At 62.8% G+C, this 26749-nt stretch carries 25 protein-coding genes; 3 read left to right on the forward strand and 22 right to left on the reverse strand.

Annotation, left to right across the window (positions count from 1 at the left end; genetic code table 11):
• Positions 1-22 precede the first annotated feature (22 nt).
• The 22 genes from V6F91_RS27635 to V6F91_RS26340 form a co-directional block, all read right to left on the reverse strand.
• The gene (locus tag V6F91_RS27635) at positions 23-316 is read right to left on the reverse strand and encodes a hypothetical protein (protein ID WP_423815363.1); all 294 of its coding nucleotides are present in this window, start codon (positions 314-316) and stop codon (positions 23-25) included.
• A 164-nt stretch (positions 317-480) separates the two neighbouring features.
• Complete coding sequence (locus V6F91_RS26240) at positions 481-849, reverse strand: DUF6124 family protein (protein WP_332769601.1); 369 nt, start codon at positions 847-849, stop codon at positions 481-483.
• A 1224-nt stretch (positions 850-2073) separates the two neighbouring features.
• A complete protein-coding gene (locus V6F91_RS26245) occupies positions 2074-2934 on the reverse strand; it encodes a CsgG/HfaB family protein (protein WP_332769603.1) in 861 nt (286 codons plus the stop codon).
• Between the two features lie 29 nt (positions 2935-2963).
• The gene (locus V6F91_RS26250; RefSeq protein WP_332769605.1) at positions 2964-3395 is read right to left on the reverse strand and encodes a curli assembly protein CsgF; all 432 of its coding nucleotides are present in this window, start codon (positions 3393-3395) and stop codon (positions 2964-2966) included.
• A complete protein-coding gene (gene csgE / locus V6F91_RS26255) occupies positions 3392-3784 on the reverse strand; it encodes a curli production assembly/transport protein CsgE (RefSeq protein WP_332769607.1) in 393 nt (130 codons plus the stop codon). Before csgE ends, V6F91_RS26250 begins: the two co-directional genes overlap by 4 nt.
• Positions 3781-4320, reverse strand: coding sequence for a type II secretion system protein (locus V6F91_RS26260; protein ID WP_332769609.1), 540 nt, complete (start codon positions 4318-4320; stop codon positions 3781-3783). Before V6F91_RS26260 ends, csgE begins: the two co-directional genes overlap by 4 nt.
• Positions 4295-4669, reverse strand: a complete 375-nt coding sequence (locus tag V6F91_RS26265; RefSeq protein ID WP_150594830.1) for a type II secretion system protein — start codon at positions 4667-4669, stop codon at positions 4295-4297. Before V6F91_RS26265 ends, V6F91_RS26260 begins: the two co-directional genes overlap by 26 nt.
• 5 nt (positions 4670-4674) lie before the next feature.
• Positions 4675-5148 (reverse strand): type II secretion system protein, encoded by a 474-nt coding sequence (locus V6F91_RS26270; RefSeq protein ID WP_099758586.1) that lies wholly within the window; start codon positions 5146-5148, stop codon positions 4675-4677.
• 2 nt (positions 5149-5150) lie between these two features.
• A complete protein-coding gene (locus V6F91_RS26275) occupies positions 5151-6998 on the reverse strand; it encodes a secretin N-terminal domain-containing protein (RefSeq protein ID WP_332769614.1) in 1848 nt (615 codons plus the stop codon).
• Positions 6995-7513 carry a hypothetical protein gene (locus V6F91_RS26280; RefSeq protein ID WP_332769616.1) on the reverse strand — a complete coding sequence of 173 codons (519 nt, stop codon included), beginning with the start codon at positions 7511-7513 and terminating at the stop codon, positions 6995-6997. Before V6F91_RS26280 ends, V6F91_RS26275 begins: the two co-directional genes overlap by 4 nt.
• A complete protein-coding gene (locus V6F91_RS26285; RefSeq protein WP_332769618.1) occupies positions 7513-8061 on the reverse strand; it encodes a GspMb/PilO family protein in 549 nt (182 codons plus the stop codon). Before V6F91_RS26285 ends, V6F91_RS26280 begins: the two co-directional genes overlap by 1 nt.
• A complete protein-coding gene (locus V6F91_RS26290) occupies positions 8048-8593 on the reverse strand; it encodes a PilN domain-containing protein (protein ID WP_332769620.1) in 546 nt (181 codons plus the stop codon). The genes V6F91_RS26285 and V6F91_RS26290 overlap by 14 nt, the downstream gene beginning before the upstream one ends.
• 1 nt (position 8594) lies before the next feature.
• Positions 8595-9398 (reverse strand): hypothetical protein, encoded by an 804-nt coding sequence (locus V6F91_RS26295; protein ID WP_332769622.1) that lies wholly within the window; start codon positions 9396-9398, stop codon positions 8595-8597.
• Complete coding sequence (locus V6F91_RS26300; protein ID WP_332769624.1) at positions 9379-11100, reverse strand: GspE/PulE family protein; 1722 nt, start codon at positions 11098-11100, stop codon at positions 9379-9381. Before V6F91_RS26300 ends, V6F91_RS26295 begins: the two co-directional genes overlap by 20 nt.
• 81 nt (positions 11101-11181) lie before the next feature.
• On the reverse strand, positions 11182-11715 hold the full coding sequence (locus tag V6F91_RS26305) for a response regulator (protein ID WP_332769626.1): 534 nt from the start codon (positions 11713-11715) through the stop codon (positions 11182-11184).
• Between the two features lie 221 nt (positions 11716-11936).
• Positions 11937-12698 carry a peptidylprolyl isomerase gene (locus V6F91_RS26310; RefSeq protein WP_332769628.1) on the reverse strand — a complete coding sequence of 254 codons (762 nt, stop codon included), beginning with the start codon at positions 12696-12698 and terminating at the stop codon, positions 11937-11939.
• 15 nt (positions 12699-12713) lie between these two features.
• Positions 12714-14264 carry an ABC transporter substrate-binding protein gene (locus V6F91_RS26315; RefSeq protein ID WP_332769630.1) on the reverse strand — a complete coding sequence of 517 codons (1551 nt, stop codon included), beginning with the start codon at positions 14262-14264 and terminating at the stop codon, positions 12714-12716.
• 9 nt (positions 14265-14273) lie between these two features.
• The gene (locus V6F91_RS26320; protein WP_332769632.1) at positions 14274-14894 is read right to left on the reverse strand and encodes an SCO family protein; all 621 of its coding nucleotides are present in this window, start codon (positions 14892-14894) and stop codon (positions 14274-14276) included.
• The gene (locus V6F91_RS26325; protein ID WP_332769634.1) at positions 14891-15541 is read right to left on the reverse strand and encodes an SCO family protein; all 651 of its coding nucleotides are present in this window, start codon (positions 15539-15541) and stop codon (positions 14891-14893) included. The genes V6F91_RS26320 and V6F91_RS26325 overlap by 4 nt, the downstream gene beginning before the upstream one ends.
• 13 nt (positions 15542-15554) lie before the next feature.
• Positions 15555-17477 carry a YncE family protein gene (locus tag V6F91_RS26330; RefSeq protein WP_332769636.1) on the reverse strand — a complete coding sequence of 641 codons (1923 nt, stop codon included), beginning with the start codon at positions 17475-17477 and terminating at the stop codon, positions 15555-15557.
• 212 nt (positions 17478-17689) lie between these two features.
• The gene (gene mnxG, locus V6F91_RS26335) at positions 17690-23512 is read right to left on the reverse strand and encodes a manganese-oxidizing multicopper oxidase MnxG (protein ID WP_332769638.1); all 5823 of its coding nucleotides are present in this window, start codon (positions 23510-23512) and stop codon (positions 17690-17692) included.
• A gap of 200 nt (positions 23513-23712) precedes the next feature.
• Positions 23713-24321 (reverse strand): lytic transglycosylase domain-containing protein, encoded by a 609-nt coding sequence (locus tag V6F91_RS26340; protein WP_332769640.1) that lies wholly within the window; start codon positions 24319-24321, stop codon positions 23713-23715.
• 206 nt (positions 24322-24527) lie between these two features.
• Between V6F91_RS26340 and gspG the strand changes: the two genes are divergently transcribed.
• From gspG to V6F91_RS26355, 3 genes are all read left to right on the forward strand, one after another.
• The gene (gene gspG, locus V6F91_RS26345) at positions 24528-24956 is read left to right on the forward strand and encodes a type II secretion system major pseudopilin GspG (RefSeq protein ID WP_332769641.1); all 429 of its coding nucleotides are present in this window, start codon (positions 24528-24530) and stop codon (positions 24954-24956) included.
• Positions 24957-24969: 13 nt separating this feature from the next.
• Positions 24970-26157: a type II secretion system F family protein gene (locus tag V6F91_RS26350; RefSeq protein ID WP_332769642.1), complete on the forward strand. Its 1188-nt coding sequence runs from the start codon at positions 24970-24972 to the stop codon at positions 26155-26157.
• 73 nt (positions 26158-26230) lie between these two features.
• Positions 26231-26719: a hypothetical protein gene (locus tag V6F91_RS26355; protein WP_332769644.1), complete on the forward strand. Its 489-nt coding sequence runs from the start codon at positions 26231-26233 to the stop codon at positions 26717-26719.
• Positions 26720-26749: the final 30 nt, after the last annotated feature.

Genomic DNA, 26749 nt, shown 5'->3' on the forward strand with positions numbered 1-26749 from the left:
TTCCAGCGTACGGCGAGGGCGCTTAATCGTGCAGTTCCATGTGATCGAGGTCTTGGGTTTTGATCGTTTCCGTGCAGAACGTGGAACGATCAATGTGGGGCGTCGGGGCTTCTTTGCGCAAAGCCTCACGAGCCTCATGTTTGATCCGTAGCTCGGCCATCAACGCCTTCATCTCTGCCATTACCTGCTCATTCGGACTGCTGGGGCGCGGATCATCGAGTGACTTCTGGGCTTCAGCACGGAACCAACGGTCGTATCTGGCGGCCTGCTCTTCGCTTTCGAAATCTGGAACGGTTGTGGAAAACAGCGGATCCATGGTGCCTCCTGACCGAGGGTAAAAGCCGGTCTCTGTTCTTGATCGTTCCCACGCTCTGCGTGGGAATGCCTCTCGGGACGCTCCGCGTTCCAAACTGCGAATTTGACGCAGAGCGTCAGGGGCTGCATTCCCACGCAGAGCGTGGGAACGATCAATTGGTGTGTTCAGTGCTTGAGTTCGACGTGATCGAGGGCTTGGTTGACGGCGAGTTCACCCAGCATGACGACCTGCGCGATGCCCAGCGCGGTCTTGCGGTGCGAGGGATCCAGGGAGGCGGCGAAGTTGTTGAGCATTTCACCGGCCGAGCCGAGGGTTTCGCTGGCGTTGGCCAGCAGGGATTCGGTGTTGTAGCTGGGGTTGGCGAGGTACATCGCCTCCGGCTCGTTGGCGCTGGACATGATGTGAGCGGTGGGATTGAGGTAGAAATCGAGGGCGCGGTCGGCGGCTTTGTGGAGTTTTTTGCTGTCGACGCAGGCGTAGGGGGATGTGGTGTTGGTGTCTGGTTCTGGTGGGTTGGGGGTTGGTTTTTTCATGGTGAATCTCTCTCATTGATAGTTGCAACTGGCCCATTCGACTTCCAGGAAAAATGGGTGGCAGCTGTACGCAGGCTGGAAATCCGGGAGAGAGCAACCCGGCAGACACGAATGTCTCCCGCGCACAACCGCCATAACAGCGTGCACACAATGAAGTGCGCAAGCATACGTTATGAAAGGCGTATTCGCTCTCTCGTGTCTTCGGGTTTCCAGGCCCGGCCGCTGAATTGGCAGCGACAAGCACAGGCTAGAGACCGGCCGTCCGACGGACAACCTGAAAACCTTGTGGGAAGGTTCTGCGAGTTCAGACACTTCTTTAAACAAACTTGAGATCGCAGCCCTCACCCTAGCCCTCTCCCGGAGGGAGAGGGAACTGACCGAGGTGAATGCGAAAGGTACGTCGGCCTGAAATACCGAGTCGATCTCGAGTTTCGAAAATCAAAAGCCCCCTCACCCTAGCCCTCTCCCGGAGGGAGAGGGGACTGACCGGGGTGGATGCGAGAGATGTGCCGACGTGAAATACCGAGTCGTACACGATTCCAAAGCCAACGCAGATCAGCTCCCTCTCCAGGGGGAGAGGGCTGGGGTGAGGGGCGAATCCACCGCAAATCCCAAGCCATGCGCCGCTTCTCACCACTCAATAGGCCGAGTGTCAGCTCGCCTGCTTTTGATCTTGACTCACCGGCGACGTCGGAAGGCTGAGTGGAGGGATTGATCCGGGCGTGGGAGCGCAGCGACCGTCTGGCGCAGCCAGACACAGCGGAAGGAGGTGCAGCGAAGCAAACCGTAGCCGCTGCGCCCGGATCGATCACGGAGCGAAGGAACCCCGAGCTTTAGCGAGCGGGCCGTACGTAGGAGCAAGCGTTTTTTTGCTTACTTTTTTTAGGCGTTTGTAAAAAAAGTGAGTCGCCGTAAGGGCGAAACCCTAAGCAGCCGTTGCCGCAGGAATGGATATGTACTTAATCAGAAAGCACCCTACCGCCTGACAGAAAGCCTTTGCGAGCAAGCTCCCACAATGGGAACTGGGTACATCTGCCAGAGATTGGTCGGCTGTGAGGCCGCCATCGCTGGCAAGCCAGCTCCCACAAGGTCCGAGTGCATTCGCGATATCGTCGATGCCCAATAGATAGCTATCGCGAGCAGGCTCACTCCTACAGGTTTGAACCGGTTTCGACCGAGAGAGCCTGGTCGGCTATCAGGCCGCCAAGCTCAACAGCAAAAACCTCATTCGGCATCCGGATCAATCTTGTTCTGGGTCAAATACCGATTCAGCACATCATCCTGCCCAGGCGTAGAAACATCCCCCGCCACCTGCCACAAGCGCCGCTCGATCCCTTGCGCCACCATATGCCCCACCGCCGCCTCGATCGCCGACAGAACACAAAGCTGCGCCGGCTCATTCGTGGTGTAGCCCACCTCAGCCTCCAACAACTTCTTGAACTCGATAAACTTGAAAATCCCGGCACTGCGCGCCACCGAATAAATCGTCTTGCTGGTCATCACATTCGCCAGCACCTGCCCACTGCGCACATCCACCGCACGCAAATTCACCGTCACCTGATCGACCCGATATTCACGCTGCAAATCGATCCCCAGATACCGTGCCCCTTCCCCACCGCTACGCACGTTAGTGTCATACGCGATGATCCCGCCCTCGAGCATCATGTTCGCCGCCTGCAACGGCGGCAGCTCACCCTGGATATTCACCGGCGTATTCGGCTTCTTCTGCGACGCGCGAATGATCTTGCGCTCGGTCAACAGGTTCTGCAGCCCTTCACGTTCAAGCACGACAAACCAGCCGCTGGCCTGCATCGCGTCCATCAACATCGACGCCGCACCCTGAGTCACGCTGGTGGAAAACGAACTCGCCGGGGTCGGTTTGTACTGCCCGGTCTGATCACGGAAGCCGTACACCACCGCCATCAGCCGCCCCTTGGGCCTGGGCATTTTCAGCAAGTCGTAGTAGGTCGAGGCCCTGGGGGTCAGGGTCGGGGTTTCGGTGTCCTGCTCGGCCGGCATCGGCTCGCGCAGACTGCACCCTTGTAATGTTGCCAACAGCAGCCCTAGCGCAATTATTTTTTTCATGTCCATCACTCCCCGGAACCGTCAGCCCGTCATGGGTTGAGGCCGTTCACCTGAATTTCCGAAACTTCACCGGTCGCTCGATCGGTCACTTCAATGCTCAGTGCCCCGGAGTCGTCGATGACGTTGACGATGAAAGAGTCGGTGGACAGGCTCCCCGTATTGCCGGTGGAGATGTTGTCCAGCAACTGCCCTAGCAGCCGTGATTGCAATTGACTGGTGAAGCGCTCCAGCGCCGAGGTACCGGCCACCGCCGAACGGCTCTGGATGTCTGGATCGTCGTGATCGTTTTGCGCCTGGGCGTTGTTGAGCAGCCAGGTGCCGTTCAGCGGGTTGCCGCCGAACGACGGGTTGACCGGCATGTAGACCAGTTCGGTGGCCTGGACAGCGGCAGCGCTGGCGAGCCCGATCAACAACCCCGAGATCCACAATCCGCTGCGCCGTGAGAACGTTGTCGTGTTCATAGTTCGTCCTTCTCAAGGTCGGTGGTGTCCTGCAACAGAGCCTCCAGCTTGCGCTGGACAACCTGGCGTCGAACCCAGTCGGCGGCCGCGTAGGCCTCGTCCTTCAGTTCCACGGTGTTCGGCGGCAGGAAGCGCCGATAGACCAGGCGTTGCTGATATTCCACGGTCACCAGGCTGCCCCAGCGCGCGTCGGGGCGCTCGCGCACCACCAGGTTGAAATCCATCGGGCTGGTGTCGCGCAGGCGTTCGGTGAACGAGTAGTAAAAGTCGTGGCCGATGTGCGAGATCGTGTCGTCGACGACAAAGCCCATCAGTTCGTCTTCTTCACCGGCATGGGCGCCACAGGCCAGCACGGTGAGGATCAGCGCGCACCACCACTGGCGAGTCATGGCTGCAGCGCCTGAGGCAGATTCGACTGGCCTTTCGTTGGGCCATTGCTGCCCTCGAGAAAGGCTTTTTCAGCGACGAATTGCCAGTCCGAATAGCGCTGCATGCCCTGGAAATCCGCCCACTGCGACGGGAAGTCCGTCTGCTTCAACGGCAGCTCGGCCGACGGACTGTTGAGGCCGGTGATGCGCCCGTCGAAACCGCGCTGCAGCGCCCATTCGCCCTGCCCGATCGGATCTGGATAGAGCTGCCGCAAATGGTGTTTCGCCTCCGGGAAACGCTGATCGTCGAGCAGGTCCGCCAGCTCTTTCGGGTACTGCGCCACTCCCGGCGAACTGCGGTAGTAGCTGCGCAGTGCCTGGGCGTATTGAGTGCCGACCCAGAGCAACTGGCGTTCGCGGTCGCGGCGCGAGGCGGTCGACCACAGTTCTCCGGCACTGGCCAGGCCCATGCCCATGACCACGATCAGGAACAGCACGCCCAGGTAGGTGAAGCCGCCCTGCTGCGCGCGATTACCACTCGGCATACTGGCTGCCATCACGCGCCCTCCCGGTAGCACCGCTCTTGATGTCGGCCACGCCACCGGCAACGCCGTCCGGTGGCGCGATCAGCACCCACTGGTCTTTGCGCTCGGTGATCGGGTCCAGCGGCGCGTTGCGCAGGTAACGCTGTTCGATCAGTTGCTCGATGGAATCGGGGTAGCGCCCGGTATCGCCATAGAAGTGATCCAGCGCCTCGCGCATCGCCGACAGGCTCTGGCGCAAGGTGGTTTCCTTCGACGCTTCGAGGCTGTTGAAGTAGCGCGGCAAGGCAATGGTCATCAGCGTGGCGATGATCGCCATCACCACCATCAGCTCCAGCAAGGTAAAACCTTTTTCCCGGCGCATGAGCTTCACCACTCGCGGTAGGCAATGCCATTGAGGCCCTTGCCGCGGGCGTGGGAATAGACGTCGAAAACGTCCTCGCCATCGCGCGGGTTCTGAGCCGAACTGTCGTAGGCGCGTACGCCCCAACCCCCTTCGTCATCACGTTTGGCCGGCACCAGCGGGTCACGCGGGATACGCCGCAAAAAGTAGAATTTGGCGCCTTTGGCACTGCGCACGTCGCGCACGCCTTCGACCAGCACTTTCAGGTTCGGCGGATAGCCGCTGCTGTTCAGCGACTTTTCGATGTAACCGGCGTCGAAGGCGCGCTTGTAGGCATCGATGCCATCGCGAATCTGGTACAGCGCGTTGCGCAATTCCTGTTCCTTGCCACGCCGTACCAGGGTCTCGGTCAGAGGCGCGGCCATGCTCGCCAACAGGCCGATCAGGGCCAGCGTCACCACGACTTCAATCAAGGTAAAACCGCGCTGGGAGGCGTTCATGATCAAGGCTTCTCGACAGTGACGCGGGTGGTGGCCACGGCCGACTCACCGACTGCACGCGGCTGCGCGGCAGGCGACGGCATCGCGTAGCTCTGCGAACGGTCCGGCGCCTGGATGTGCATGCTGGTTTCGGTGCCGGTGGAAAATTCCATGTCCGAGGGGCTCTGGTACGGCAGGTTGCGCACGATCCGTGGGGTGATCGACAGCACCAGTTCCGATTTGCCGACGGTGTCCTTGTTGCTGCCAAACAGCCGGCCCAGCCCGGGAATGTCGCCAAGGCCGGGAATCTTGTTGCCGGTGGCGCCATGGTCGTTACGCACCAGCCCGGCGAGGATCTGCGTTTCGCCGTCATGCAGGCGCAACGAGGTCTGCGCGTTGCGGGTGTCGACCTGCACCGGAATCGTGCCCTGGCGGGTCGGCTCCAGCGGCGTGGCGTTGCTGACTTCGAGGGCGATCTTGATCGCCACTTCGTTGTTCAGGTGCACGGTCGGCTGCACTTCGAGTTTCAGACCGACGTCCAGGTAGGTGACGCTTTCGGTGATCACCGGGCCCTGGGTCGAAGGCACCGACGTGGCGCTGATGATCGGCACGCGCTGACCAATGTGAATGCGCGCCTGCTCACGGTTGCTGACACGAATCACCGGACTGGCAAGGGTGTTGATGTCATTGTCCTGTGCGTTGATCTTGGCTTGCGGCGAAGGCCCAATGGAGATGCGGTCGGAGTTGATGCCCTTGAGCTGGCCCAGCAGCGTGACCGGCGAGCCATCGCTGTTGACCACGCCGAAGGTGCTGGGCCATTGCAGGCCAAGGTCGAGGATGCGCTGGGTAGCAACTTCCATGACTTCCACTTCGAGGATCACTTCGGGGTTGGACTGATCCTGCGATTGCAGAAGTTTCTCGGCCATGCGCACGGCGTCTTCGGTGTCGCGCATGGTCAGGGTATTGAGGCGTTCGTCGACGAACACATCGCGGGTCTTGAGCATGGTCTTGACCATGTTCAGCGCGGTGTTGGCGTCGATGCTGGTCAGGTAGAACGTGCGCATCACCAGTTCCTGGTAATCCTTCACCTTTTGCGGCGAATCCGGGTAGATCAGCAAGGTGTTTTCGTTCACCACTTTCTGGTGCAGCTGGTTCTGTTGCAGCAGCAGGGTCACGGCGTCTTCGATGCGCACGTCACGTACGAAAATCGTCGCTTTCATGTCCGGGCGCAGGTCTTTGTCGAAGATGAAATTCAGCCCGGCGACCTGCGACAGCACTTCGAAAATGGTCTTGAGGTTGGCGTCGCGAAACTCCAGGGTCACCGGGCGATCGAGCTTGGTGCGCAGCTGCGGATAGGCAATCACGTTGCGGCTCTGCACCAGCCGGATGTTGCCTTGCAGCTCAAGCGCGCCCTCGTTGTTGGGGTCGAGTTCGAGGATCTGTTTGACCTGGCGATCGGCGCCGTAAATGTCACCGCGGCGCAGATCGCCACGGGCCAGTTCGAGCTTTTCTTCCATGCTGCGCAGGTAGTCGAGCTGACGCAGGGCGTCCTGCGCCCGGCGGTTGTTCGGCTCAATGGTCAGCACGCGGTTGTAGGCCACGCGAGCCGAGGCGAAATCGCGGCGGGCGCGGTCGGTGTCGCCGGAGGTCAATAACGCGGTGATCGCTTTCGCCCGACCGCTGTTGAGCAGCAAGTGCAGTTCGGTGTCCCGTGGGTCCTCGCGCAGGCCTTCCTCGATACGCGCCAGCCCCGCCTCGTACTGACCCTGTTCAATCAGGTCAGCGGCTTCCTTGTTGGCCACCTGCGCAGTGCTACAGGCGGCCAGCCCGGCGCACAGGCCCAGGCTCATCAGCAAACGGGAACGGTTCATTGCGTACTCCCCACAGACAAGGTCTGCGACAAATGCAAAGGCAGGTAGACCAGGCTCAATTCCAGATCGGAAATGCCGGTGATCTTCCAGGTGTCGTCGATCACATCCCCGTTGCGCACGACGTAGATCTTTTCGCCGTTCTGCAAAAATACTTGCAGGTCGCTGCGGTCATGCAGCCGACCGACGAACTGAAACGGCACCGGTGGCAGGCTCGGGGCTTGCACCACTGTGGCCGGGTTGATCGCTTGTTCGGTGACCGTGGCGAGCACCGGTGCGGCCTTCCAGGACTTGGCGGCGAACAGGTCACCGGCCGGGCTCAAGTCCTTGATCGGGGTGTCCTTGGCCTTGGTGTCGCTCGCCGGCAGCGCGCCACGGCTGGCGGTTTTTGCCGGGGTAGCCAGCGCTGCTTCGTTGGCATCGGCGTCTTCACTGGGCGAGAAATATTCCGGCAACCACGCCAGCGCGGCCGCCACAGCGAAGAACGCTACCCACCCGGTCACGCGCTTGGTATTCATCACGACCTCGACAGGAAAAGGGTCATACGGATCCGGCCATTGAGGTCGGTGTCGCCAATCTTCTTGCGTTGCAACTCGAGGTCTTCCACCACCACCGCCGGCAACTGACCGAGCAAGGCGTGCACGAAGCGCCGCAGTTGCGGGTAGCTGCCGCGCACGGGTAGCAGGATCTGGTAACGCGCCAGATGGGTTTTCGGGTCGACGCCGAGGGCATATTCGCCGCGCGCCAGGGTGATGTGCTCTTGCGCGGCCAAGGCGTAGATGCGGTCGATGGCGACGGTGGCTTGCGGCTGCGCCGGCAGTTTGTTACGGAAGTCGTCGAGCTGACGCTGCGGCACCAGTGGCGGCGCGATGCTGCCGTCTTCAACCTTGGCCAGGTACTCGGTGGCTGCCTGAGTCTGCTGGCTCAAATGCCGCAACGATTGCCAGCCCGGCAGCAAACCGCCGAGTGCCCAGGCCACGGCCACCAGCAGCAGCGCCAGCCCGGCCAGGCCCGGCACGCCGAGGCCTTGCAGGTATTCGTGGACGATCAGTCTAGGGATTCGCATCGCCCATCTCCCAGGTCGCCGACAGGTTGAATTGCACCGGCTGTTCCGGCGATTTGACGACGATCTCGTGGCTGAGCAGCGACACGTCGGACAGCTCGTCGCTGGCTTCCAGACGCTTGTGGAAATCGAGCATCGCTTGCAGATCGCGCGCTTCGGCGCTGATGCGCACCTGGCCCTTGCGCGCATCCGGGGTCAGGCTGAGCAGCGCGACGTCATCGCGCGGCATCGCTTCGAGCATGGCGAACAGGTGTTCCCACGGCCGGCGCAGTTGCTGCGAAACCTTGCGCATCTCGGCGAGGTTCTGCGCCTGCTCGCGGGTTTGCGCCGGGCTCAGGGTGGACTTGGCCCCGCTGTCACCGTTGAGCTGACGCTGGGTGGTTTGCAGATGGCCCTGCTGCTGTTCGGTGTGTGCGTCGAGGTGCTGCTGCACGCCGAAGCACAGCAGCGCGAGCAGCACACCGGCGCCGAGCAGACTCCAGCCCAGCGGACCGGAACGCGGCCGCGGTTGAAAATCCAGATTGAGCGCGCGCATGTCAGGCCACCGCCCGGGACATGACGTACAAGCCGTCACGCACGGTCATCGAGTCGTCTTCGAGCGTGCGCAAGTGCGCTCCCGCCACATCCGGTTGCACATCGAGGCGTCCCGGCGCGTGCAGATAAACGTTGAAGGCGCGTTCGCTGGTCGAGGCCTGCAACTGGCGTTCGCGACCGATCAGAGCATTCAACGCGGCATCGCTGTCGCTGCCGCCGACCGAGCGCACCCCGGCCCAGCGCCCTTCCCTTGCCAGCAACAGCACGCTGCGTTGCGGCTCGGCAACCACGAACAGGAAGTCGCCGGCATCCAGGCTTTGGTCGAAGCGGTTGAACGCCGCCATCAGGTATGGCTGCACCGAGCGCAGACGCAGACCGCGACCGCTGACCAGCGTGCGCAGACGTTCGAGCAAGTCCTGCGGCAAGGCGCTGGCGATGCGGTCGTAGCCGGCCGGCTCAGCCGACAGCACCAGACTCCAGGCCTGGGTCGGCGCGCCGAACAGGTCTTCGAAACACAGCTGGGCGAAGCCGCGCAGTTCTTCCGGGCTGCTGATCTGCGCGCTCCACGGCACCAGGCAGAAACGGCTGAAATGCCCGGACACCACCACACACAATTCGGCACCGGCGCCGGCGTGTTCACCGAGCAGGCGATCGAGGGTGTCCAGCGCCACCGCGTAGCTCTGGAAGCCTTCGTCGATGTAACCGACGCTGCCCAGCCACAGGATGTCGCTGCCACGCCGCTGACCGAGGCCAACGCCGCTGGCGCCGAGCACGGCGATAAAACGCTCACGCGATAAAAGTGACACGATTGATCTCCTCCAGCGTGGTGCGCCCCTGCTCAACCAATTCCAGCGCCGACTCACGCAACAGGCGCAAACCACGGGCGCAGGCCAGGGCTTTGATCTGTTTGATCGGTTGGCGCTCGACGATCATCTGGCGCAGTTCGTCGTCCAGGTGCAGCAACTCGGCAATCGCCGTGCGCCCGCGATAGCCGCTGCCCCGGCAGTGGCCGCAGCCCTTGCCGTGGACGAAGTGGTAGTGGGCAACTTTCTGCGGGTCGAGGCCCGAGGCACGCAGCTCTTCCTCGCTTGGCTCGACCGGTGCGCTGCAACTGCTGCACACCAAGCGGATCAGGCGCTGAGCGAGGATCGCGTTGAGCGCCGAAACCAGGCTGTAGGGGTCGATTTCCATTTGCGTGAAGCGGCCGATCACGTCGAAGACGTTGTTGGCGTGGATGGTGGTGAACACCAGGTGACCGGTGAGCGCCGATTGCACGGCGATCTGTGCGGTGTCCGGGTCGCGGATCTCGCCGACCATGATCTTGTCCGGGTCGTGGCGCAGGATCGAGCGCAGGCCGCGGGCAAAGGTCAGGCCTTTTTTCTCGTTGACCGGAATCTGCAGCACGCCCGGCAGTTGATATTCGACCGGGTCTTCGATGGTGATGATCTTGTCCACGCCGTGGTTGATCTCGGTGATCATCGCGTACAGCGTGGTGGTCTTGCCGCTGCCGGTCGGGCCGGTGACCAGCACCATGCCATAGGGCTCGGCAGCGAGGCGGCGCAACTGGCGCAGGGTCTCGTCTTCAAAACCCAGCGCCTGCAACTGCACGCCGCAGACCTTGTCGGCCAGATCCTGTTTGTCGAGCACCCGCAGCACCGCGTCTTCGCCGAAGATGCTCGGCATGATCGACACGCGAAAATCGATCTGACGGCCGCTGATGCCGATCTTGAAACGGCCGTCCTGCGGCACGCGTTTCTCGCCAATGTCCAGTTCGGCCATGACCTTGACCCGCGAGATCACCTGCTCGGCGAACTCGTTGCCCTGGACTTTGCTGATGTTGTTGAGCACGCCGTCGATGCGGTACTTGATCACCAGACCGTTGCCGGTGGTGCCGAGATGAATGTCACTGGCGTGCATTTTCAGCGCGTCGTACAAGGTCGAGTTGACCAGTTTCACCACGCTGCTGGCGTCTTCGCTGATGCTGGTCAGCGACAGGCTTTGCAGGGTGTCGATTTCGTGGTGGGTGTCGCCCTGAGCGTTCAGCGACTCGACGGCATGGAAGCTTTCTTCGTGGCGGGCCAGATAGGCCTTGAGGTCGTCGGCGTGCACCAGGTACAGCGGCGCGCCGTGCAAACAGTCGTCGATCCAGGCCAGCCGCGCCGAGTCGAAGGGGTCAGCGAAAACGCCGATGACAGCGTCGTCGTGGCGCAGCAGGATGAATTCACGTTTAAGGCATTGCGCGAGGGTGACGCGGTCGAACACCGGCGTCGCTTGAAACAGGCTGTCGGTGTCGAGCACCGGATAATGCAGGGTGGCGCCGAGGGTGTGAATGAACGGCATCGGCGCCAGTTCGCAGAGCACGCCGAGGGCTTCAAGCACGCGTTCGCCGGAAGTGGCAGCCCGTGCCCGGGCCTGGGACAACTGCTCGCTGGAAAAGTGTTCACTGGGAAAGCGCGCAGGGGCACTTTCGGCCAACAGCGGTTCGACGACAACGGACAGACGTTCCATGGCTTGCTCTCCAACCGGGGCGTGAAGCCCTGTCGGCGCGGCAAACCTTGTCGGCAAATGCCGGAACGTCTGATCGCGCCACTACTCCCCGGTGAGCATTTGATCGTCGTCCGGTGCCATGGCCGTCGACAGGCTTCGTCGACGATCCGCCAGCACCCAACTGCCATCGTACAACTGCAACGGGAAGCTCTCGGTCCTGCTCTGGCGTCGTTCGACAAAGCCCTCGGAAGGGCTCGCACCGGGTTTCGTTTCACGCTTGATGCCAAGAAGGTCGCAGACCGCTCGGGCCAGTTCCGCCAATGGAAACGGTTTGAACAGGATATGGCTGACTTGCAGTTGCCGCGCCCGCTCACAGACTTCAGCGGTCGGGTGACCCGTGATCAGCACAAAATGGCACGTCCTGTTCTGGCGGACTGCGTCGAGCACCTCAAAGCCTTCCATATCGGGCAAGCGGTAATCGAACACCAGCACGTCGGGGGCAAACGTTTCGGCCAGGCCGATACCCGTTGCTCCGTCATGTGCAATCCGGACGTCCAGCCCCTGCGCCGACAGATAATCCTGAAGGTTCTGTGCAAGCAGCTGTTCGTCTTCGACAACCAGTACTTTGTTAACCAAGGTCGACTCCTTGAATCCCGCCAGTCCGAAATCTGAACCTGCCGGAGTGCGCCTCACGAGGGGTAACGCACACTTCATGCCAGGCTGAGTGCCGGTAATTTTATGTCTTCATGTCCTTGAAATTAATGACAATGCCCGCTCGTCCCGGTACCCCGTTCCCCAGAAACGGGGAAGCACCTGAATGGGCATCGAAGGCATTCCCCACTATTGGGGGGGAAGCTTCAGTCGTCGTCAATACGTTCGATTCTGCTTTGTGCCCGCAATTGCGCGAGCACCTGACGACGAGCCTGAGTCTGTCGCTGTCGGGCAAGCTCTGCCCTGACTGAGTCCAGCCCCTGCGAATCTGGGACATCGGCGGCCTCCAAGTGGTTCGGCAAATAAATCACATGCCAGCCAAACGGTGAACGCACCGGGTCGCTGGCAAACGTCGCTTCGCCGACTATTGCGGCGCGCATCTGTATTAAGCGTAGACGGGCCGCAGCGACCATGGCTGCATCCGCCTGCAGCGGCAACCTGACCAGCAGTTGTTGCGGTTGCAGGGTGCGGGCGCGGATCAGCGCAGCGAACATCTGCTGTGCGGCCAGTTCGCGGCGGGTGTATTCGGTGAACGAGGCCTGATCGAAACCGGCGTCCTGCAACCGCCGCTGGAAAGCTTCACTGCCGCCGATGGCGCTGCGGGTTTGCTCGACCTGCTGGCGCACGGTCTGTTCGTCGATCCGCACGCCGCGTTTTTGCGCCTCCTGCCACAACAATTCCTTGTCGATCAGCGCTTGCAGCGCGGCCTGGCGCAGTTGTCGGTAAGCCTTGGGGCTGCGAATGCTGGTCACCGCGCGCCCCTGGTCCTGGAGGTATTCGGCGAAGTAGCGTTCGAGGCGAAACGCGGAAATCTCCTCGCCATTGACCCGCGCCGCAGCCGGGCCGTCGCTGGCCCACGCCGTCGGCAGGCAGCAGATCAACGTCATCAGCAACACTGTGAGTCTCATGATCGAGGCCTCCCTTCAGGGGCTGGCAACCAACGGTTTGTAGGGTGCAACCAGATAAAAACGCTGATCCGACAAGTCCACCGTGACCACGTGCGCGCCGCTCAGACCCAGGCGCCGCCCCGGGCCGAAACTCAGGCGTGGAGTCAGGCCGGTGTCGAAGTCATGCACGCCCTCCAGCGCCGCCACCAGTTTTTCGCGACTGGCATCGCGCCCGACCTGTTTCAGACCTTCACCGAGCAGCAGCATCGAGGCGTAAGCGCCGACCTGCAGCACCGCATGCTGCGCGCCGAGGCCCTGGCTTTCGCGCAACAACGTCAACGCCGTGCGCCCCGCCTGCGTCCAGTCGCTGGGCACAAATGGATAGGCGAGAAATACCCGGCGGGTAAAACCGTCAGGCACGTGCAGCAGATCGCCGGCCACCTGGCTGGAAGCGGCAAACAGATACGGCACTTGCCCGGCCCCCTGCAGGCGGGTCGCCAGCCGACTGAAGCCGCCGCCATCGCCCAGATAGAAGACCGAACGCGAGCCCAACGGCAGCGCATCCGCCGCCGGGTCGTAGGCCTGCACATGAACGTTCTGCCAGCCGTGATCTTGCAGATACAGGCCAAGGTTTTGCGCGGTCTGCACTTGCGCCGGGTCGTCCGGACAGGTGATCAGCGTCGGCCCTTGCAGCACCCGCAGACTGGCTGTGGCGTAATCGGCCAGCGCCATCATTTGCTCGCGCAGACCGGGCAGCGGTTCGAAGATCTGTCGACTGGTCTGCAACGGCCCGAGGATCGACATCGGCCCGATCAGCGGCACGCCGGCCTGTTCCAGACGTGCGCCCAGTTCGCTGTCGAGCGCCGGCGCCAGCGGTGCGATCAGGGCGAACACTTGTTCATCATCAATCAAGCGTTGCAGCGCCTGCTCGGCACTGGCGCGATCCGGCCCGGGGTCAAGCACGGTCAGGCGCAGTTGCCGGCCATGAATGCCGCCGGCCTGATTGATCCGCGCCACGCTGCCGTTGAGCACCGCTGCCACCGTCGCGCCCTCCTCGGCCAGCGGCCCCTGGCTGGGCAGCAAGGTGCCCAGGTGCAGAGTCTCGGCATCGAGGCCGGGGTCGCGCTCATCGGCCAGGCGTTTGAGGTAGGCCGTGAGGTTGCGCTGATCCTTCATCGACAGGACAAAGCGCGGCATGCTCGGGTCGAGCCGGTTGCGGGCGGGATCGCGGCCCTGTTGGATCACCGTGGCCAGACTGCTTTCGGTGTAGGCCGGATAATTACGCCCGTTGACCTGCTGCTGGCCATAGAGGCTGGTCAACCGCGCCCAGTCGAGCGACGGCGGACGCACGCCACCCTCCGGCCGACCGAGGCCATCGTTGCCGTGGCAATTGGCGCACGGCAGGCTGGTCGCCGGCAGCGCTACATCTGCCGCGCCGACCCGCGCCATGATCGCCTCGCCACTGGCGGACAGACCTTGCCGGTACAGACGCTTGCCCGCCGCCTCATCGGCGTCCAGCGACATGGCGCCGGCGCCGAGGCTGATGCCGGCGAGCAGGATCAGGGCGAGTCCGCAGCGCAGGTTCATGGCGCGGGCTCAGTGGCCGGCCACGGGCATTGTCAGCAACTGCAAGCGCTGGGCAATGGCGGCGGCCGGGGCATCGGGGCGGATCTTGCTCCAGCGCTTGTTGGCCACATCGCCAACGATCAATTGCGTGGAGTGTTGCTCGGGAGTCGGCACGATCTGGCCGATGCGACTGAGCACCAGGTCCATCTGCGCCTTGTCGCCGGTGAGAAAAAGCCAATGAGGGTCATCGGAACCCTGCTTCAAGGTGTAAGCCTTGAGCACCGCCGGCGTATCGCGCAGCGGGTCACTGGTAAGGGAAATGAAGGTGATGCCGTCGGCCTTGTCACCGAGCAGTTCGCGCACTTCCTTGAGCTTGCGGGTGATCAGCGGGCAGGCATCGTTGCAATGGGTGAAAATCACGTTGAGCAGCACCACACGGTTTTGCAGCGCATCGCTGTAGAAGCGCAGGGTCTGGCCGTTCTGGTCCTGCAGTGGCGTGTCGGTGAACCAGGTTTGCGCATCGTGGGTGCCTTTGGCCGGCGCGGCGGCCACGCTGGCCGGCGGCTCTGATACGTGGTCCTCATGGGCGAAGGCCACGTGACTGAAAATCCAGAAACACACACTCAGCGAGATCCAGTCGAGCAGTCTCATGGCTGTTGCTCCATGGCGATGGCGGTGTGTTTGGCGTGGGTGCGCAGGCCGCTGAGTTTTTCCACTTCCTTGGCCAGCAGCGCCGGATCGGTGAAGCCGTAGTAGCGCGTCCAGTGGCGATTGTTGCCGTCGCCGACGAGGATCAGGGGCTGATGATTCTTGAAGTCGCCGCTGAAATTGCCCAGGCCCTTGAGGGTTTCGCTGATCGATTGCGGCGAGCCGGTCAGCCAGCTCCAGCCCGGCCCGCGCTGAAAGGTCCGGGCGTAATCCTGCAGACGTTTGGGGTCGTCGCGTTGCGGGTCGATGCTAATCGACACCAGTTGCACCTCATCGCCGACCCGCGCGCCGAGCTGCGTCTGCACTTTGCCCATGATCGACGAGACCACCGGGCACACCGTAGTGCAACTGGTGTAGATGAAGCTCATGACGACGATTTTGCCCTGCACCAGATCCTGCTCCAGGTGCACGCTTTTACCGTTCTGATCGAGCAGCGGCACGTTGGCGAACTTCACTTGCGCGTGTTCCTGGCTGCTACCGGCCGGGGCCTTGTGGCCGGCGTGCTCATCGGCTGAATGCGCGCGGACGTACGGGCTGCCGAGGCTTAGCAGACACAGGGTCAGCAGGCTGGTGGAGGCAAATCGGTGCATGGCGAATTCCTCTTCAATCATTCTGGCCGGGGGTTACCCGAACACTGGCGAAGGTCTTGTCATCGAAACCGGCACCCAGCGATGCCGCACGTACATGCAGGTACCAGGCACCGCTGCGGTCGAGGGTGATCGGCGCTTCGTACACGCCGTCGGCGATTTCCAGCGCCGCGACTTCGCGCGGGTGCGAGGTCGGCGCCAGGTAGTAGCGCAATTGCACGTCCTCAACGCCGCGGCGCGGGTGTTTTTGCTTGCCTTGCACGATGCGAAAGCGCACGACGTAAGGGTCGTTGAGCGCGACCATGGTCTTGTCGAGCAGGAACTCGACTTTCGCCTGGCCGAGGGGTTTTGTTGCGTTGCCATCGGCTTCGATCTGCGCGGTAAAGCAATGAATGATGTTCGGTTGATTGAGCAGGAACGCCACGTCGAAACGCCCGGCTGGCGGCAGTTTCACCCGCGCGCTGTAGAGCCCCGGCGAGACTTCGCGCAGGCTGCGATCGATGACCATGGCCGCGCGCGCGATTTGCCCGCGGTTGGGGTAACCGGACATTGGCGCGTTCATGCCTTCGGCATAAAAATACGTGGTGTTGTCGACCGGGTTGACCACGAATACCGCGTTGTCATCGCGCGACACCGCAAGGCTTGAAGCCAGCGGTAGATCGCCGGCCATGCGCGGCGCTTGCGGCCCGGCCTCGAAGCCCTGGCTGATCGGCTGACGGCCTTCACCCAGCGACGACAGGTTGATCATGGTGACTTTCGGCGAGGCCAGTCCGCGGATGTAGGCGTAAGCCTGGGTGAACACCACCTGATAGGGTTCGGCGCTGACCTGCAGTTCATGAATCACGCTGTCGGTGGCGGCGTCGATGACGCTGGCGCGGTTTTCCACGGTGTTGAGTGCAATGGCGAAGCGGCCGTCGGCGCTGAAGGCCATCGGGCCAAGGCCCTGTTGCAACGGGATCACCCGGCGGATGGCGTGGCTGCTGGCGTCGATCACCGTCACGCTGCCGTCCTTGCCGTCGGCCACGTAAACCGCGCCGGACAGCGGCGAATAGGCGACCGACAAGGGGTGCGAGCCGGTTTTGACTTGCTTGACGATGTTCAGACTGGCGATATCGACCACGCTGACGTTGCCGTCGTCGCGGTTGCTGACGAAGGCAAAACGGCTGTCCTTGCTGAAAGCCATTTCGTGGTGGCCGCGCCCGGTGATCAGTTGCTTCAGTGGTTTGAGGCTTTGTGTGTCGATCACCGTGACCCCGGAGGCTGCGGCTTTGCTTGCGTTGTTGCCGACCCACAGCAGGCTTTCGTCCGGTTGCAGGGCAACTCGCACCGGCTGCTCGCCGGCGGCGATCGAGTCGACCACCTTGAACTGCTCGCTGTCGATCACCGCGACTTCACCGGCGGTTGGCATCGAAACGAATACGCGTTTGTTGTCCTTGGGCGTGACCCAATCCATCGGCGGCTGTTTGAGTTCGATCCGCGCCAGGGTGCTGGTGATGCCGCCTACTGATACCGACGGATCGACCACGGCGATACTGGCGTCGCGGTTCATCACCAGCAGGAAATAGCTGTTGAGGTCGAGCAAGGGCCGCGCGCCGATATTGGATTTGAGGAACACCCCGACCCGCGCCTTGCAGCTTTGCTCGCGGCCCTGGGCCTGATCGGCGGTCGGGGTGTGCGGATCGACCCAGGCGCCCGGTGCCACGCCGGACAATGGCTGGCCGGACGCACTGTCAGTGACGCGAAATTGCACATCGGCGAATTCGCCTTCACGCAGCTTGCCGTCGGCGGCCAGCGGCTTGAGGGCGAAATCCACCGCCACGCCATCGCGCGCCAACGTCTGCCCGCTCACGGATTGCGCCAAGGCAATCTCACTCAGCGTCAACACTGCACCGGCCATGGCCAGCGTGCAAATACCGATAATGTTGATGATCCTGTTCATACCGCATTCCCCTACACATTCAGTCCAAACGACGCGGTACCTGTGGGAGCGAGCTTGCTCGCGAAGGCGTCTTCAACCTCACCCTTAAAAACCGAGCTGCCCCCATTCGCGAGCAAGCTCGCTCCCACAAGGGATTTGCATCCATCCCGTAACCTCACTGCCCACCGCAGCTCCCACAAGGATTTGCATCCACAGGCATGTTGTCGTTGTTCCTACTGCCCCTGCGGTGCCGGTTCCGGTTCGTTGGTCACGCGCAGCAGCCCCCACAATCCAGAGGTGTTGCCGTAGGCGGCGTAGTCGCGGAACAGGTAGTCGCCCGGGATCGCATTGCTGCCGCCGGCACTGGGGATCAAGAAGCTGAAGTGCGCGGCCGGCAGGATGCTTTCGTGGGCGCCGATGTACATCGACATCGGGTTGTAGCCGAAGCGCACCGAACCCACGCCCGGAGCCCCCATCGGATAACCGCCGGTATCACTCTTCTCGGCAAGGAACGGATTGACCGACCACACATGCCCGTCGAGCTGGAACGTGGTGCCACGACTGCCGCCGCTCGGCATCAGGATGTGCGTGCGCAACGGTTGCCCGGGTTTGGCGTACAGCACCGGGGTCTGCGGATCGCCACCGACCAGCGCATTGCTGTAAGCCATGTGCGCGTTGGTCATGTCGCCATAACCCGCACCGTCGGCATGCCCGAACGGTGCGTCTGGCGCGAGGCCGAAGCGATACCACAGCGGCTCGGTCTTGTAGTTGATCGCCATGCTCGAGTTGTCCTGCGGATCGGTCGGCACGCCCAGGCCTTCGGCAGCGATGCCCTCCACCGGCCGGCCGTTGGCCCAACGGGTGTTCAGCGCCTTGTGCCAGACCATCGCGAAGTCGCGGTAGCTGGTCTGTCCCGGCGCGGTGACCGTCGCGTTGACCTTGCGCACATCGTCCACCCAGGTCGCGCCGATTGGCAGAATGCTCATCGCCCCGCCGAGGCCTTTTTGCGGCTGCTTGATGACGTCCGCCGGGGTGATGTTCAAGCCGCCGAACTCCACCGCCGTGGCATTGATGTTGTCGACGCTGCGGCCCAGTTGCGTCACCGGTTTGCCTTCACGCTCAAGGTGCCCGGCGTAGTACTGATAAGTCCGCGTCGGGTACGCGCCGCTGTTGCCGACCCGTGGTGGCACCGTCTGGATCGGGTTGGCACCAACGTTGGCGCCGTCGGATTTGGTGATGTCGTAGGCCAGCAATTGCGCGTGCAGGCCGACGTGACTGGACGGGCGCATCAGGTTGTTGCTGAAGGTGGTCGAGCCCAGACCGCTGTTGCGATCACGCTTGACCATGCCTTGCATCACGGCGGTCTGGGTCAGATCGGGCATCACGCTCGGCAGACGGTTTTCCAAAGTAATGTTGATGCAATCGCCCGCCGCCGCACGCAGCACCAGCGGCTCGACCGGGATGCCGGGCTTGAGCTTGCCGCTGATTGGGTCGAGGTCGGATTTGCGCACATACAGGATGGCGGTCGGGTCATGCAGCGGCCCGCTCTGCCCGCCAATGGTGATGGTCGCGCCGTCCTCCGGATCGGTCACCGTGACTTGTGGAATGCTCACGGTGCGCGAGTTCAGCACCAGGGTGCCGCCCGCCGGATTCAGCGGCCCGCCGACATGCTGGCCGAGCCCTTCAGGATCGCCGAGAGTCAGGCCCAGCGGATTGCCGAGAATGTCATTGGCCAGTGCCGCGACCACCTCATAGTTGCGCTGCACCGTAGGCCGCGTGCCGATGCCGTTGGGGTTGGCGCCGATCCGCGGGCAGGTGCCCTCGAACGCCACGGTATTGCGCATGCCCGTCGGTTTGGCGTTGTTGGGCAAGGCAAACAGATCGTTGCGCTGCGCGGTGTAGTTGCGCATCACGCCCCAGATGCCGCTCCAGTAGCCTTCGATCGAGGCGTCCATCGAGTACAGATAATCGCCGGTGGTCGCCGCCGAGCTAGACAGCATCGACACCGGCGCAATGAAGCCCATCTGCTCGGAAATGCCGATCATCTGCGAAGCGCGCCAGCCGGAGTTGGAGCTGTTGCCGAAGCCCGAACCGCTCTGCAGCCATTTGACCCCGTGCAGGGTGACGTTGTGCTCTTCTTCATGGCCGCCAGCGTGCACGCGCAGCCGCACGTTGTCGCCGGTGTAGGTGCGCAGCATTGGCGTGAACGGATCGCCCGGTTCGGCGCCGCCCTTGTTGATGTGCGGCGGGAACAGCGTGGTGCCGCCGGTAGGGCCGGTGGCCGAGGTGAGCAGATTCGGCGCCAGGTTCATCGCCGGGATCGCCCGGTCGGTACGGCTGTGCATGGCGAACGACAGATCGCCGCCGAGGCCGTCGGCCTGCATGCCACGCTTGCCGTCCGGGCCGACCTTGTTCGGGTCGTACACGCGCAGGGCCAGCGGTTCGTTGCGATAGTTGACGACGAACATGCCCGGATCATCCACCGAAATCGCCTGCGGACATGGCCGGCTCGGGCAGCCCGGCACCTGACCGCCCTGCACTTCCAGCACGCCTTCGAGCAAGTTGCTGGCGTTGTTGCGCACCGGCGGATTGATCGCGTAGCGGAAGGTGTCGGCAGTCGCCGGGAATGCTTGCGCATTCGGTACCCCGTTGGGCCCGGCGCCGACGTACACGCCTGCTTCATAGGCATGCTGGAAGTCGCTGTATTCGAGGAAGAACTCGCGGAAGCTGTCGTTCTTGCCGTCGCCGTCGAGGTCACCGGTATTGATCACCGCTTGCCAGGAAGTCGGCCCGCCGTCCTGGCGCGCGCCGCTGTACAGCGGCTCGCCGGTTTCGGCGTGGAACCAGGTGGAACCGGCCGGTTCCGCCAGCACCGTGGCATACAAACCGATCTGCTGGTGCGTCGATGGGCCCAAGTGGTCGTGAGTGAAAATCGTGCCGAGGCCGCGATCGACGCCTTTGGCATTGACCACCGGGTCGACGAACCAACGCTGCATCGCCGTGCGCGCGCCGACCCAGTCGGCGCGGCCGTACTGGCCGAAAAACGGATGGTTCTTCGCAATCGGGCAGACCTGGGTGCCGTCGCGCGGGTCAGTGCCTGCGCACTGGTTGAACTCGCGGATCGCGTGGATGCGCTCCTGCACAGCGCCGGGGGAAAGCACGCCGTCCTCGTAGTTCCAGCCGTTGGAAGAACCGTCCGCCGAGGTCAGGTCCCACTTCGGCAGGTGAATGTGCTGGCCGATCACATCGGTCGGCGTACGCACCTGATAATCGTCCATTTCGTACGTGGCCGGCACCAGGTTGGTCTGCTGATACTGCACGCAATCGAAGGTGTTCATGCGCATCACCAGCGGTTCTGGCGGACGCTGCTTGGTGATCACCGGCCAGGCGTCTTCCCACAGCGCGAGGATGCGCGCCTGCGGAAAGTGATAGCCGACCTTGTTGTACACCGCGTCGAACTGAATGTTCGCCGCTTTGTAGATGCGCGGCCGATCGGCGGTGAAGGTTGAGGCGCCAACGAACGACATGCCGTCGAGGCGCTCACCGCTGGCGAACTCGCCACTGCCGGCGCTGTTGGTCAGGCGTTTCTGCCGGTCGTCCATGCACGGTTCGTAGTACGGCGCACCGGCCATCGGCAAGGCGCCGTTGGTGCGAAACGCCTTGGCCACCACCTGATTACCGGGCAGCAAGGCATAGCTTGGGTGGTCTTTTTTCGCGTGGAAGGCCATGGCGGCCTGTTCGACTTCGGTGCCCTCCTCCGGCAGATAAATCGGTTTGGCCCGCAGCACTTCCTTGGAGAAATCCAACGACGTGGTCACTGTGTGCGCCTCACCGCCGGCCGAGACACCATCCAGAGCGTGGCGTTGCAAACCACCGTTCCAGCCACCCGACTGGGCCGGATCGAGGTTGGCCCACAGCGCTTTGCCACTGGCCTTGAGCGCTTGCGCGGTGGCGGCGTCGAGCATGTCCAGTGGCGGCGTTGGCGGACGTTGCCCGACCGAGCTTTCCATGCCGCCGATCCAGAACGGATAGCCGGGATTTTTCAGTGTGCCGTCGGCGTTGCGATTGGCTTCGCTGCGATCGACCAGCGCCAGTGAACCGATGGCCTGACCACCCGCGTTACCGCCCTGGTGTTCGCCGTCGTCATCGCCCTCTTCGTCGTCATCATTGCCGGCAATAAGGCTTTCGCCAATTTTCGGCACCACCACGACTTTGCCGGGCATCGGCGCCATGGCTTTGCCGGGCAGCGGCACGATGGCGGGAATCGGTGTGCCGGCGACGATTTCGCCGTCCGGCAAGGCCCGCGCGCCTGCCGCCGGTTTGCCGCTGCGCAGGGCAAACGGCTCGTTGTGAAAACCATCAGCGCCTTGCTGGGAAACGTCGAGCCGCGTGCCTTCTTCAAACACATCGTGAACCCGCCACATGGCCCACATGCCTTGAGCGAAGTGCGGATAGAAGTGGCAGTGATAAATCGCATCGCCGGCCACCCGGTTGCGGTTGCCCGAACCGCCATTGGCGATTTCATAGGTGTAACCGGCACCAGGACCGATGCCTTGGGCATCGACGTAATCGGAGTTGTCATCGTTGGGATTGAACAGCCACTGATGGCCGTGCAGGTGGAAGATGTGCTGCTCATGGCCGTTGTGGGTGTTGCGGAATTTGACGAAGTCACCGATGTAGCTGTGGTTGACGTTGGACGGTTCTGCCGGATAGAGCGCCATGGTCGCCTTGACGCCAATCTGATCGGCGCTCGGGGTCTGGCCCGGCGCGATGTTTTCCAGCCCGGCGTTGGCCGGCACGTCGACCAGCATCGCCACATCGCCGACGGTGTGCGAACTGAGGAAGAACTCTTCGTAGGCGCAGGACAGGCAATCGTGCATCGGCCCTACGCCCAAGCGGTTGGCGACCACCTCGGCGCCCATGCCACCGGAGCCGTAATTGATCATGAAGGAATCGCGAGTCGGCTCCAGCACATGGGCCATCACCGGGTCTGCCCAGTACGCGGGGAAGGCTTGGGTGGCGGCGGTTTCATCCTGGAACTGCGAGGCGAAATCGCGGAACGGCTCCAGGCGGTTGGGAATCGCCGGGTTGCGTTTGCCCACCGACTCCAACGGGTAGGTGCTGGAAGGGAAACTGCCGTCGGCATTGCTGCCCATGACGATCGCATCGCTTTCACTGGAAATGATTTCACTGCCGTCGACCATGTTGATGATCGGCGTGGCAGCCTTGCCCTCGCGCAGCCAGGGTTCGCGCTGCGGGTAGCGCGCCTGATAATCGACGATCGGATGGCCTGCCGGCGTCCGCCCGGTGGTGGCCAGGCGCATTTCTTCTTCAGTGAGCGTGTTGCGGTAGCTGCGGCCGCCCTTGGGCAAAACCACGACCTGGCCGAACAGGCCGTTGGCAACGTTGCCGGCCGCCCCTTCGCCACCGAATGTCGCGCCACGGCTGCTGACGGCAAACGCGCCCTCGCGTTCGGCGTACAAGGTGTAGGAGCGACTCGCCCCCGGTGGCACCAGCGAATTGGCGTTACGCCCGGTGAAGGACGAGATGTCATCGATGCTGTTGACCGCTTGCAGGCCATTGACCTGGAAGCCGACATGGCGGTCGGCGACTTGCTCATCGACCTTGAAGGCTTCGGCAGCGCTGACCTTCTCGGTGCCCTCTTCGCCCTCGTTTTCAAAATGCTTGTTGGGGTTGGCCTGATAGTCGAGCAGGTTCTGCAGATTGATCGTCAGGCAATCACCGGCTGCCACCCGCAGCACCAGCGGCCGCGGGCGCTTGTCGGGACGCAGCGACACCTTGCCCGGCACCGCGGCGCCGCCATAGGCCAGTGAGACGTCATGCTCGTCGACCACGTCGCGGCGCAAGGCGTACATCATGCCGTTGACGTTCTGCGCACCGAGACGGTTGAACATCAGCGGCTGATCGAAAGCGACCACGTTGGCCACCAGATTGCGCTCGCAACGTACTGCGGCGCCGGCCAGCTCGACGCTGAGCATCGAGGCGAAGATCACCAGCCAGTTCAGCAGAGACGGTGCGTGATGAATGCCAACCATGATCGGTAACCTCGTAGTGGGTGCGCTTGGGAACACTTCTCGACAAATGCCTCGGAGCAATCCGCATGCCATAAAAAAACGCCTTGCTGCTCAGTCAGTTACCGCCACCACTTGAGAAAACCGGGGGATTTGCCCCACTGCTTTCCCCACTTTTCGCCCCGCCCGGTTTGCCCCGAAAGTGGGGAAAACCGCACCCGGGATCACAACGGCGCGTCCATCGTCAGGCCCTGCAGGCGCCGATACTGACGCAGCACATTCGGCACATAACGCTGGGTCTCGGCGAACGGCGGCACCACCCGACCACGGCTGAGCACCGCGTCCGGCCCGGCGTTGTAAGCCGCCACGGCGAGGGTGATGTCGTTGTCGAACAGGGTCATCAGGCGCTTGAGGTATCTGGCCCCGCCCTGGATGTTGGCCTTGGGGTCATAGACGTCGGTCACGCCCAGTTCCCGCGCGGTGTCGGGCATCAATTGCATCAGCCCCCCAGCGCCTTTGGCCGAGGTCGCGCCGGGGTTGTAATGGGACTCGGCGTTGATCACCGCATGCAGCAGCGCTTCGGGTAACTGGTTGACTTTGGCCGCCGCCGAGACCAGCTCCGCATAGGGCTGATTGGCGATCATCTGCGGCTGCTGGTCGAGGCTGGCCACGGGCATTTCAGCCTCGTGGATTACCCGTTCGTAGGTGCGTCCGGGCCGGTGAACATTGGACAGCACGTAGCTGCCCCTGGCGTCCACCGAGATGAACACATCGGCCTGCGCGGCGCCGCTGAGCAGCACACATCCGAGCAATCCGCTGGTTAGAATTTTCATGTCGGGCCTCCCCGGATCGACCCCGATAAATTGGGGGAAATGCCCCAATGGCCGATCACGATTGAGCCATACGCAAGCACTGTGCCGACTCTTGCAGGGCCCGTATTACAAGGGTTCCAGCCTGACCGGTGATTTCGGGCGGGGGCTGAGCATGGCAATTGCATAAGCCCTTTCGGCGACACGACTGCCACTCATCGGAGGTCATCATGAAGCTGTCATTTCATCCGCGTAACCAACGCGGTTTCACCCTGCTCGAACTGCTCGTGGTGCTGGTGGTGCTCGGCCTGCTGGCCGGGATCGTCGCGCCGAAATACTTCGCGCAACTCGGGCGCTCGGAAGTCAAAGTGGCCAAGGCGCAGATCGAAGGCTTGAGCAAGGCGCTGGATCTGTACCGCCTGGAAGTCGGCCACTACCCGTCCACCGAACAGGGCTTGCAGGCCTTGGTCCTCGCGCCGAGTGACGAGGCGAAATGGACCGGCCCCTATTTGCAGAAAAAGCTGCCGCAGGATCCGTGGGGACGCAATTACGCTTACCGCTACCCCGGCGAAAACAGCGAGTACGACTTGCTGTCGATGGGCAAGGACGGCCAGCCCGGCGGCGAAGGTGAAAACGCCGAAGTGACCAACTGGCAGTAACGGAGCGCGGCCCATGCGATTTCATCTGAAGGCAGTCGGCAAGGCTGGGGTGGTGTCGTTGAGCATCGACGCGCCAGGCGACAACGAGGCGCGGCGAATGGCCGAGGATCAGGGTTTGCGGGTGCTCAGCCTGCACGCGGACAAACACTGGCGGTCGCTGCGACTGCGTCAGCGCGAGACGTTCAATCTGGTTTTGTTCAGCCAGGAGTTGACGACGTTGCTCAACGCCGGCCTACCGTTGATCGATGCGCTGGAAAGCCTCGCGGAAAAAGAAACCGCGCCCGCTGCCCGCAAAACCTTGTCGGAGCTGGTGCGCTTGCTGTACGAGGGCAAATCCTTCTCGCAGGCGCTGGGCCAGTTGTCGGCGGTGTTCCCGCCGTTGTACGTGGCGCTGGTACAGTCCAGCGAGAAGACCGGCGCGGTCGGCGATGCGCTGGGTCGTTACGTCAGCTATCGCCAGCGCATGGACGAGGTGCGGCAGAAGATCATCAGCGCCTCGATCTACCCGATGCTGTTGCTGGTGGTCGGCGGTGGCGTGGTGTTGTTCCTGATGGGTTATGTGGTGCCGCGCTTCAGCCTGGTGTTCGAAGGGCTGGGCAACAATCTGCCGTGGCTGTCGCAGGTCCTGATGAGCAGCGGCATGTTCCTGCATGCGCACCAGACGGAATTTTTCGCCGCACTGGGCGCACTGATCACTGCCCTCGCTGTGCTGCAGAAACAGCCGGCGTTTCGCCGTGGCCTCGACCGGCTGGTGGAGAAATTGCCCGCCGTGCACCAACGGATTTTCATGTATGAACTGGCACGCTTCTACCGCTCGCTGGGGATTCTGCTGCAAGGCGGGATTCCGCTGGTGACCGCCATGGCGATGGTCCGTGGTCTGCTCACCGTGGCGTCACGGGTGCGCCTGGATCAGGCCTGCGAGCGGGTGCGCGAAGGACAATCGCTGTCCACGGCGCTGGAGCTTAATCATCTGGTCACACCGGTATCGCTGCGCCTGCTGCGTGCAGGCGAGCAGTCAGGCAACCTCGGGCAGATGATGGAGCGCAGCGCCGACTTCTACGACGAGGAAATCAGCCGCTGGCTGGAATGGTTCGTGAAACTCTTCGAACCGCTGCTGATGACCTTCATCGGGTTGTTGATCGGGGTCATCGTGATCCTGATGTACATCCCGATCTTCGAACTGGCTTCGAGTATCCACTGACCTCGGGAACGGGTCGGATCAGCAACATCGCTTGATTGACGTTCCCAACAAAAACACAAAGACGGAGAACGATATGCACATTCAAAAGCTCGTGCTCGCAATGGCCATCGGCGCAGTTCTGTCGGCGTCTACCGTGTTGATACCGGACAGCTTGTCCGGGGTATCCAGCGTTCAGGCCAAGGAAGGAGGCAGCGGCGGAGGTGGCGGTGGTGGCGGGCATGGTGGCGGCGGTGGTGGTGGAAGCGGTGGCGGTGGCGGTCATGGCGGTGGCAGTGGTGGTGGAAGCGGCGGCGGACATGGCGGCAACGGTGGCAGTGGAAACGGCGGCAGTGGCGGTCATGGCGGTGGCGGCAACAGTGGCAGCGGTGGCGGCGGCAACAGTGGCCACAGCGGCAGCGATCACGCCTCGGGACACTCGGGCGACAGCGCCTCTTCGTCCGGCCGCAATGGCACCCACGCCGAACCCGGGGATGACCATGGTATCCACCGCGCCGGTGAAGTCGGTGACGATCGCGGCGTGCATGTCGGCGGAGAACCGGGCGATGACAAACGCGTCAACTGATCATTAGACATACCACCAAACCCTGTGGGA

Origin of the sequence: Pseudomonas koreensis (assembly GCF_036668835.1) — a bacterium.
Lineage (GTDB): Bacteria > Pseudomonadota > Gammaproteobacteria > Pseudomonadales > Pseudomonadaceae > Aquipseudomonas > Aquipseudomonas koreensis_I.

Bases quoted from the DNA above. Each gene is read 5' to 3' on its own strand.
- V6F91_RS26330 (WP_332769636.1), bottom strand. From the start codon at position 17,477: ATGAACAGGATCATCAACATTATCGGTATTTGCACGCTGGCCATGGCC.
- V6F91_RS26285 (WP_332769618.1), bottom strand. From the start codon at position 8,061: ATGCGAATCCCTAGACTGATCGTCCACGAATACCTGCAAGGCCTCGGC.
- V6F91_RS26355 (WP_332769644.1), top strand. From the start codon at position 26,231: ATGCACATTCAAAAGCTCGTGCTCGCAATGGCCATCGGCGCAGTTCTG.
- V6F91_RS26310 (WP_332769628.1), bottom strand. From the start codon at position 12,698: ATGAGACTCACAGTGTTGCTGATGACGTTGATCTGCTGCCTGCCGACG.
- mnxG (WP_332769638.1), bottom strand. From the start codon at position 23,512: ATGGTTGGCATTCATCACGCACCGTCTCTGCTGAACTGGCTGGTGATC.
- V6F91_RS26270 (WP_099758586.1), bottom strand. From the start codon at position 5,148: ATGAACGCCTCCCAGCGCGGTTTTACCTTGATTGAAGTCGTGGTGACG.
- V6F91_RS26340 (WP_332769640.1), bottom strand. From the start codon at position 24,321: ATGAAAATTCTAACCAGCGGATTGCTCGGATGTGTGCTGCTCAGCGGC.
- V6F91_RS26350 (WP_332769642.1), top strand. From the start codon at position 24,970: ATGCGATTTCATCTGAAGGCAGTCGGCAAGGCTGGGGTGGTGTCGTTG.
- V6F91_RS26325 (WP_332769634.1), bottom strand. From the start codon at position 15,541: ATGCACCGATTTGCCTCCACCAGCCTGCTGACCCTGTGTCTGCTAAGC.
- V6F91_RS26275 (WP_332769614.1), bottom strand. From the start codon at position 6,998: ATGAACCGTTCCCGTTTGCTGATGAGCCTGGGCCTGTGCGCCGGGCTG.
- csgE (WP_332769607.1), bottom strand. From the start codon at position 3,784: ATGACTCGCCAGTGGTGGTGCGCGCTGATCCTCACCGTGCTGGCCTGT.
- V6F91_RS26245 (WP_332769603.1), bottom strand. From the start codon at position 2,934: ATGAAAAAAATAATTGCGCTAGGGCTGCTGTTGGCAACATTACAAGGG.
- V6F91_RS27635 (WP_423815363.1), bottom strand. From the start codon at position 316: ATGGATCCGCTGTTTTCCACAACCGTTCCAGATTTCGAAAGCGAAGAG.
- V6F91_RS26300 (WP_332769624.1), bottom strand. From the start codon at position 11,100: ATGGAACGTCTGTCCGTTGTCGTCGAACCGCTGTTGGCCGAAAGTGCC.
- V6F91_RS26250 (WP_332769605.1), bottom strand. From the start codon at position 3,395: ATGAACACGACAACGTTCTCACGGCGCAGCGGATTGTGGATCTCGGGG.
- V6F91_RS26280 (WP_332769616.1), bottom strand. From the start codon at position 7,513: ATGAATACCAAGCGCGTGACCGGGTGGGTAGCGTTCTTCGCTGTGGCG.
- V6F91_RS26290 (WP_332769620.1), bottom strand. From the start codon at position 8,593: ATGCGCGCGCTCAATCTGGATTTTCAACCGCGGCCGCGTTCCGGTCCG.
- V6F91_RS26320 (WP_332769632.1), bottom strand. From the start codon at position 14,894: ATGAGACTGCTCGACTGGATCTCGCTGAGTGTGTGTTTCTGGATTTTC.
- V6F91_RS26315 (WP_332769630.1), bottom strand. From the start codon at position 14,264: ATGAACCTGCGCTGCGGACTCGCCCTGATCCTGCTCGCCGGCATCAGC.
- V6F91_RS26260 (WP_332769609.1), bottom strand. From the start codon at position 4,320: ATGGCAGCCAGTATGCCGAGTGGTAATCGCGCGCAGCAGGGCGGCTTC.
- V6F91_RS26240 (WP_332769601.1), bottom strand. From the start codon at position 849: ATGAAAAAACCAACCCCCAACCCACCAGAACCAGACACCAACACCACA.
- gspG (WP_332769641.1), top strand. From the start codon at position 24,528: ATGAAGCTGTCATTTCATCCGCGTAACCAACGCGGTTTCACCCTGCTC.
- V6F91_RS26265 (WP_150594830.1), bottom strand. From the start codon at position 4,669: ATGCGCCGGGAAAAAGGTTTTACCTTGCTGGAGCTGATGGTGGTGATG.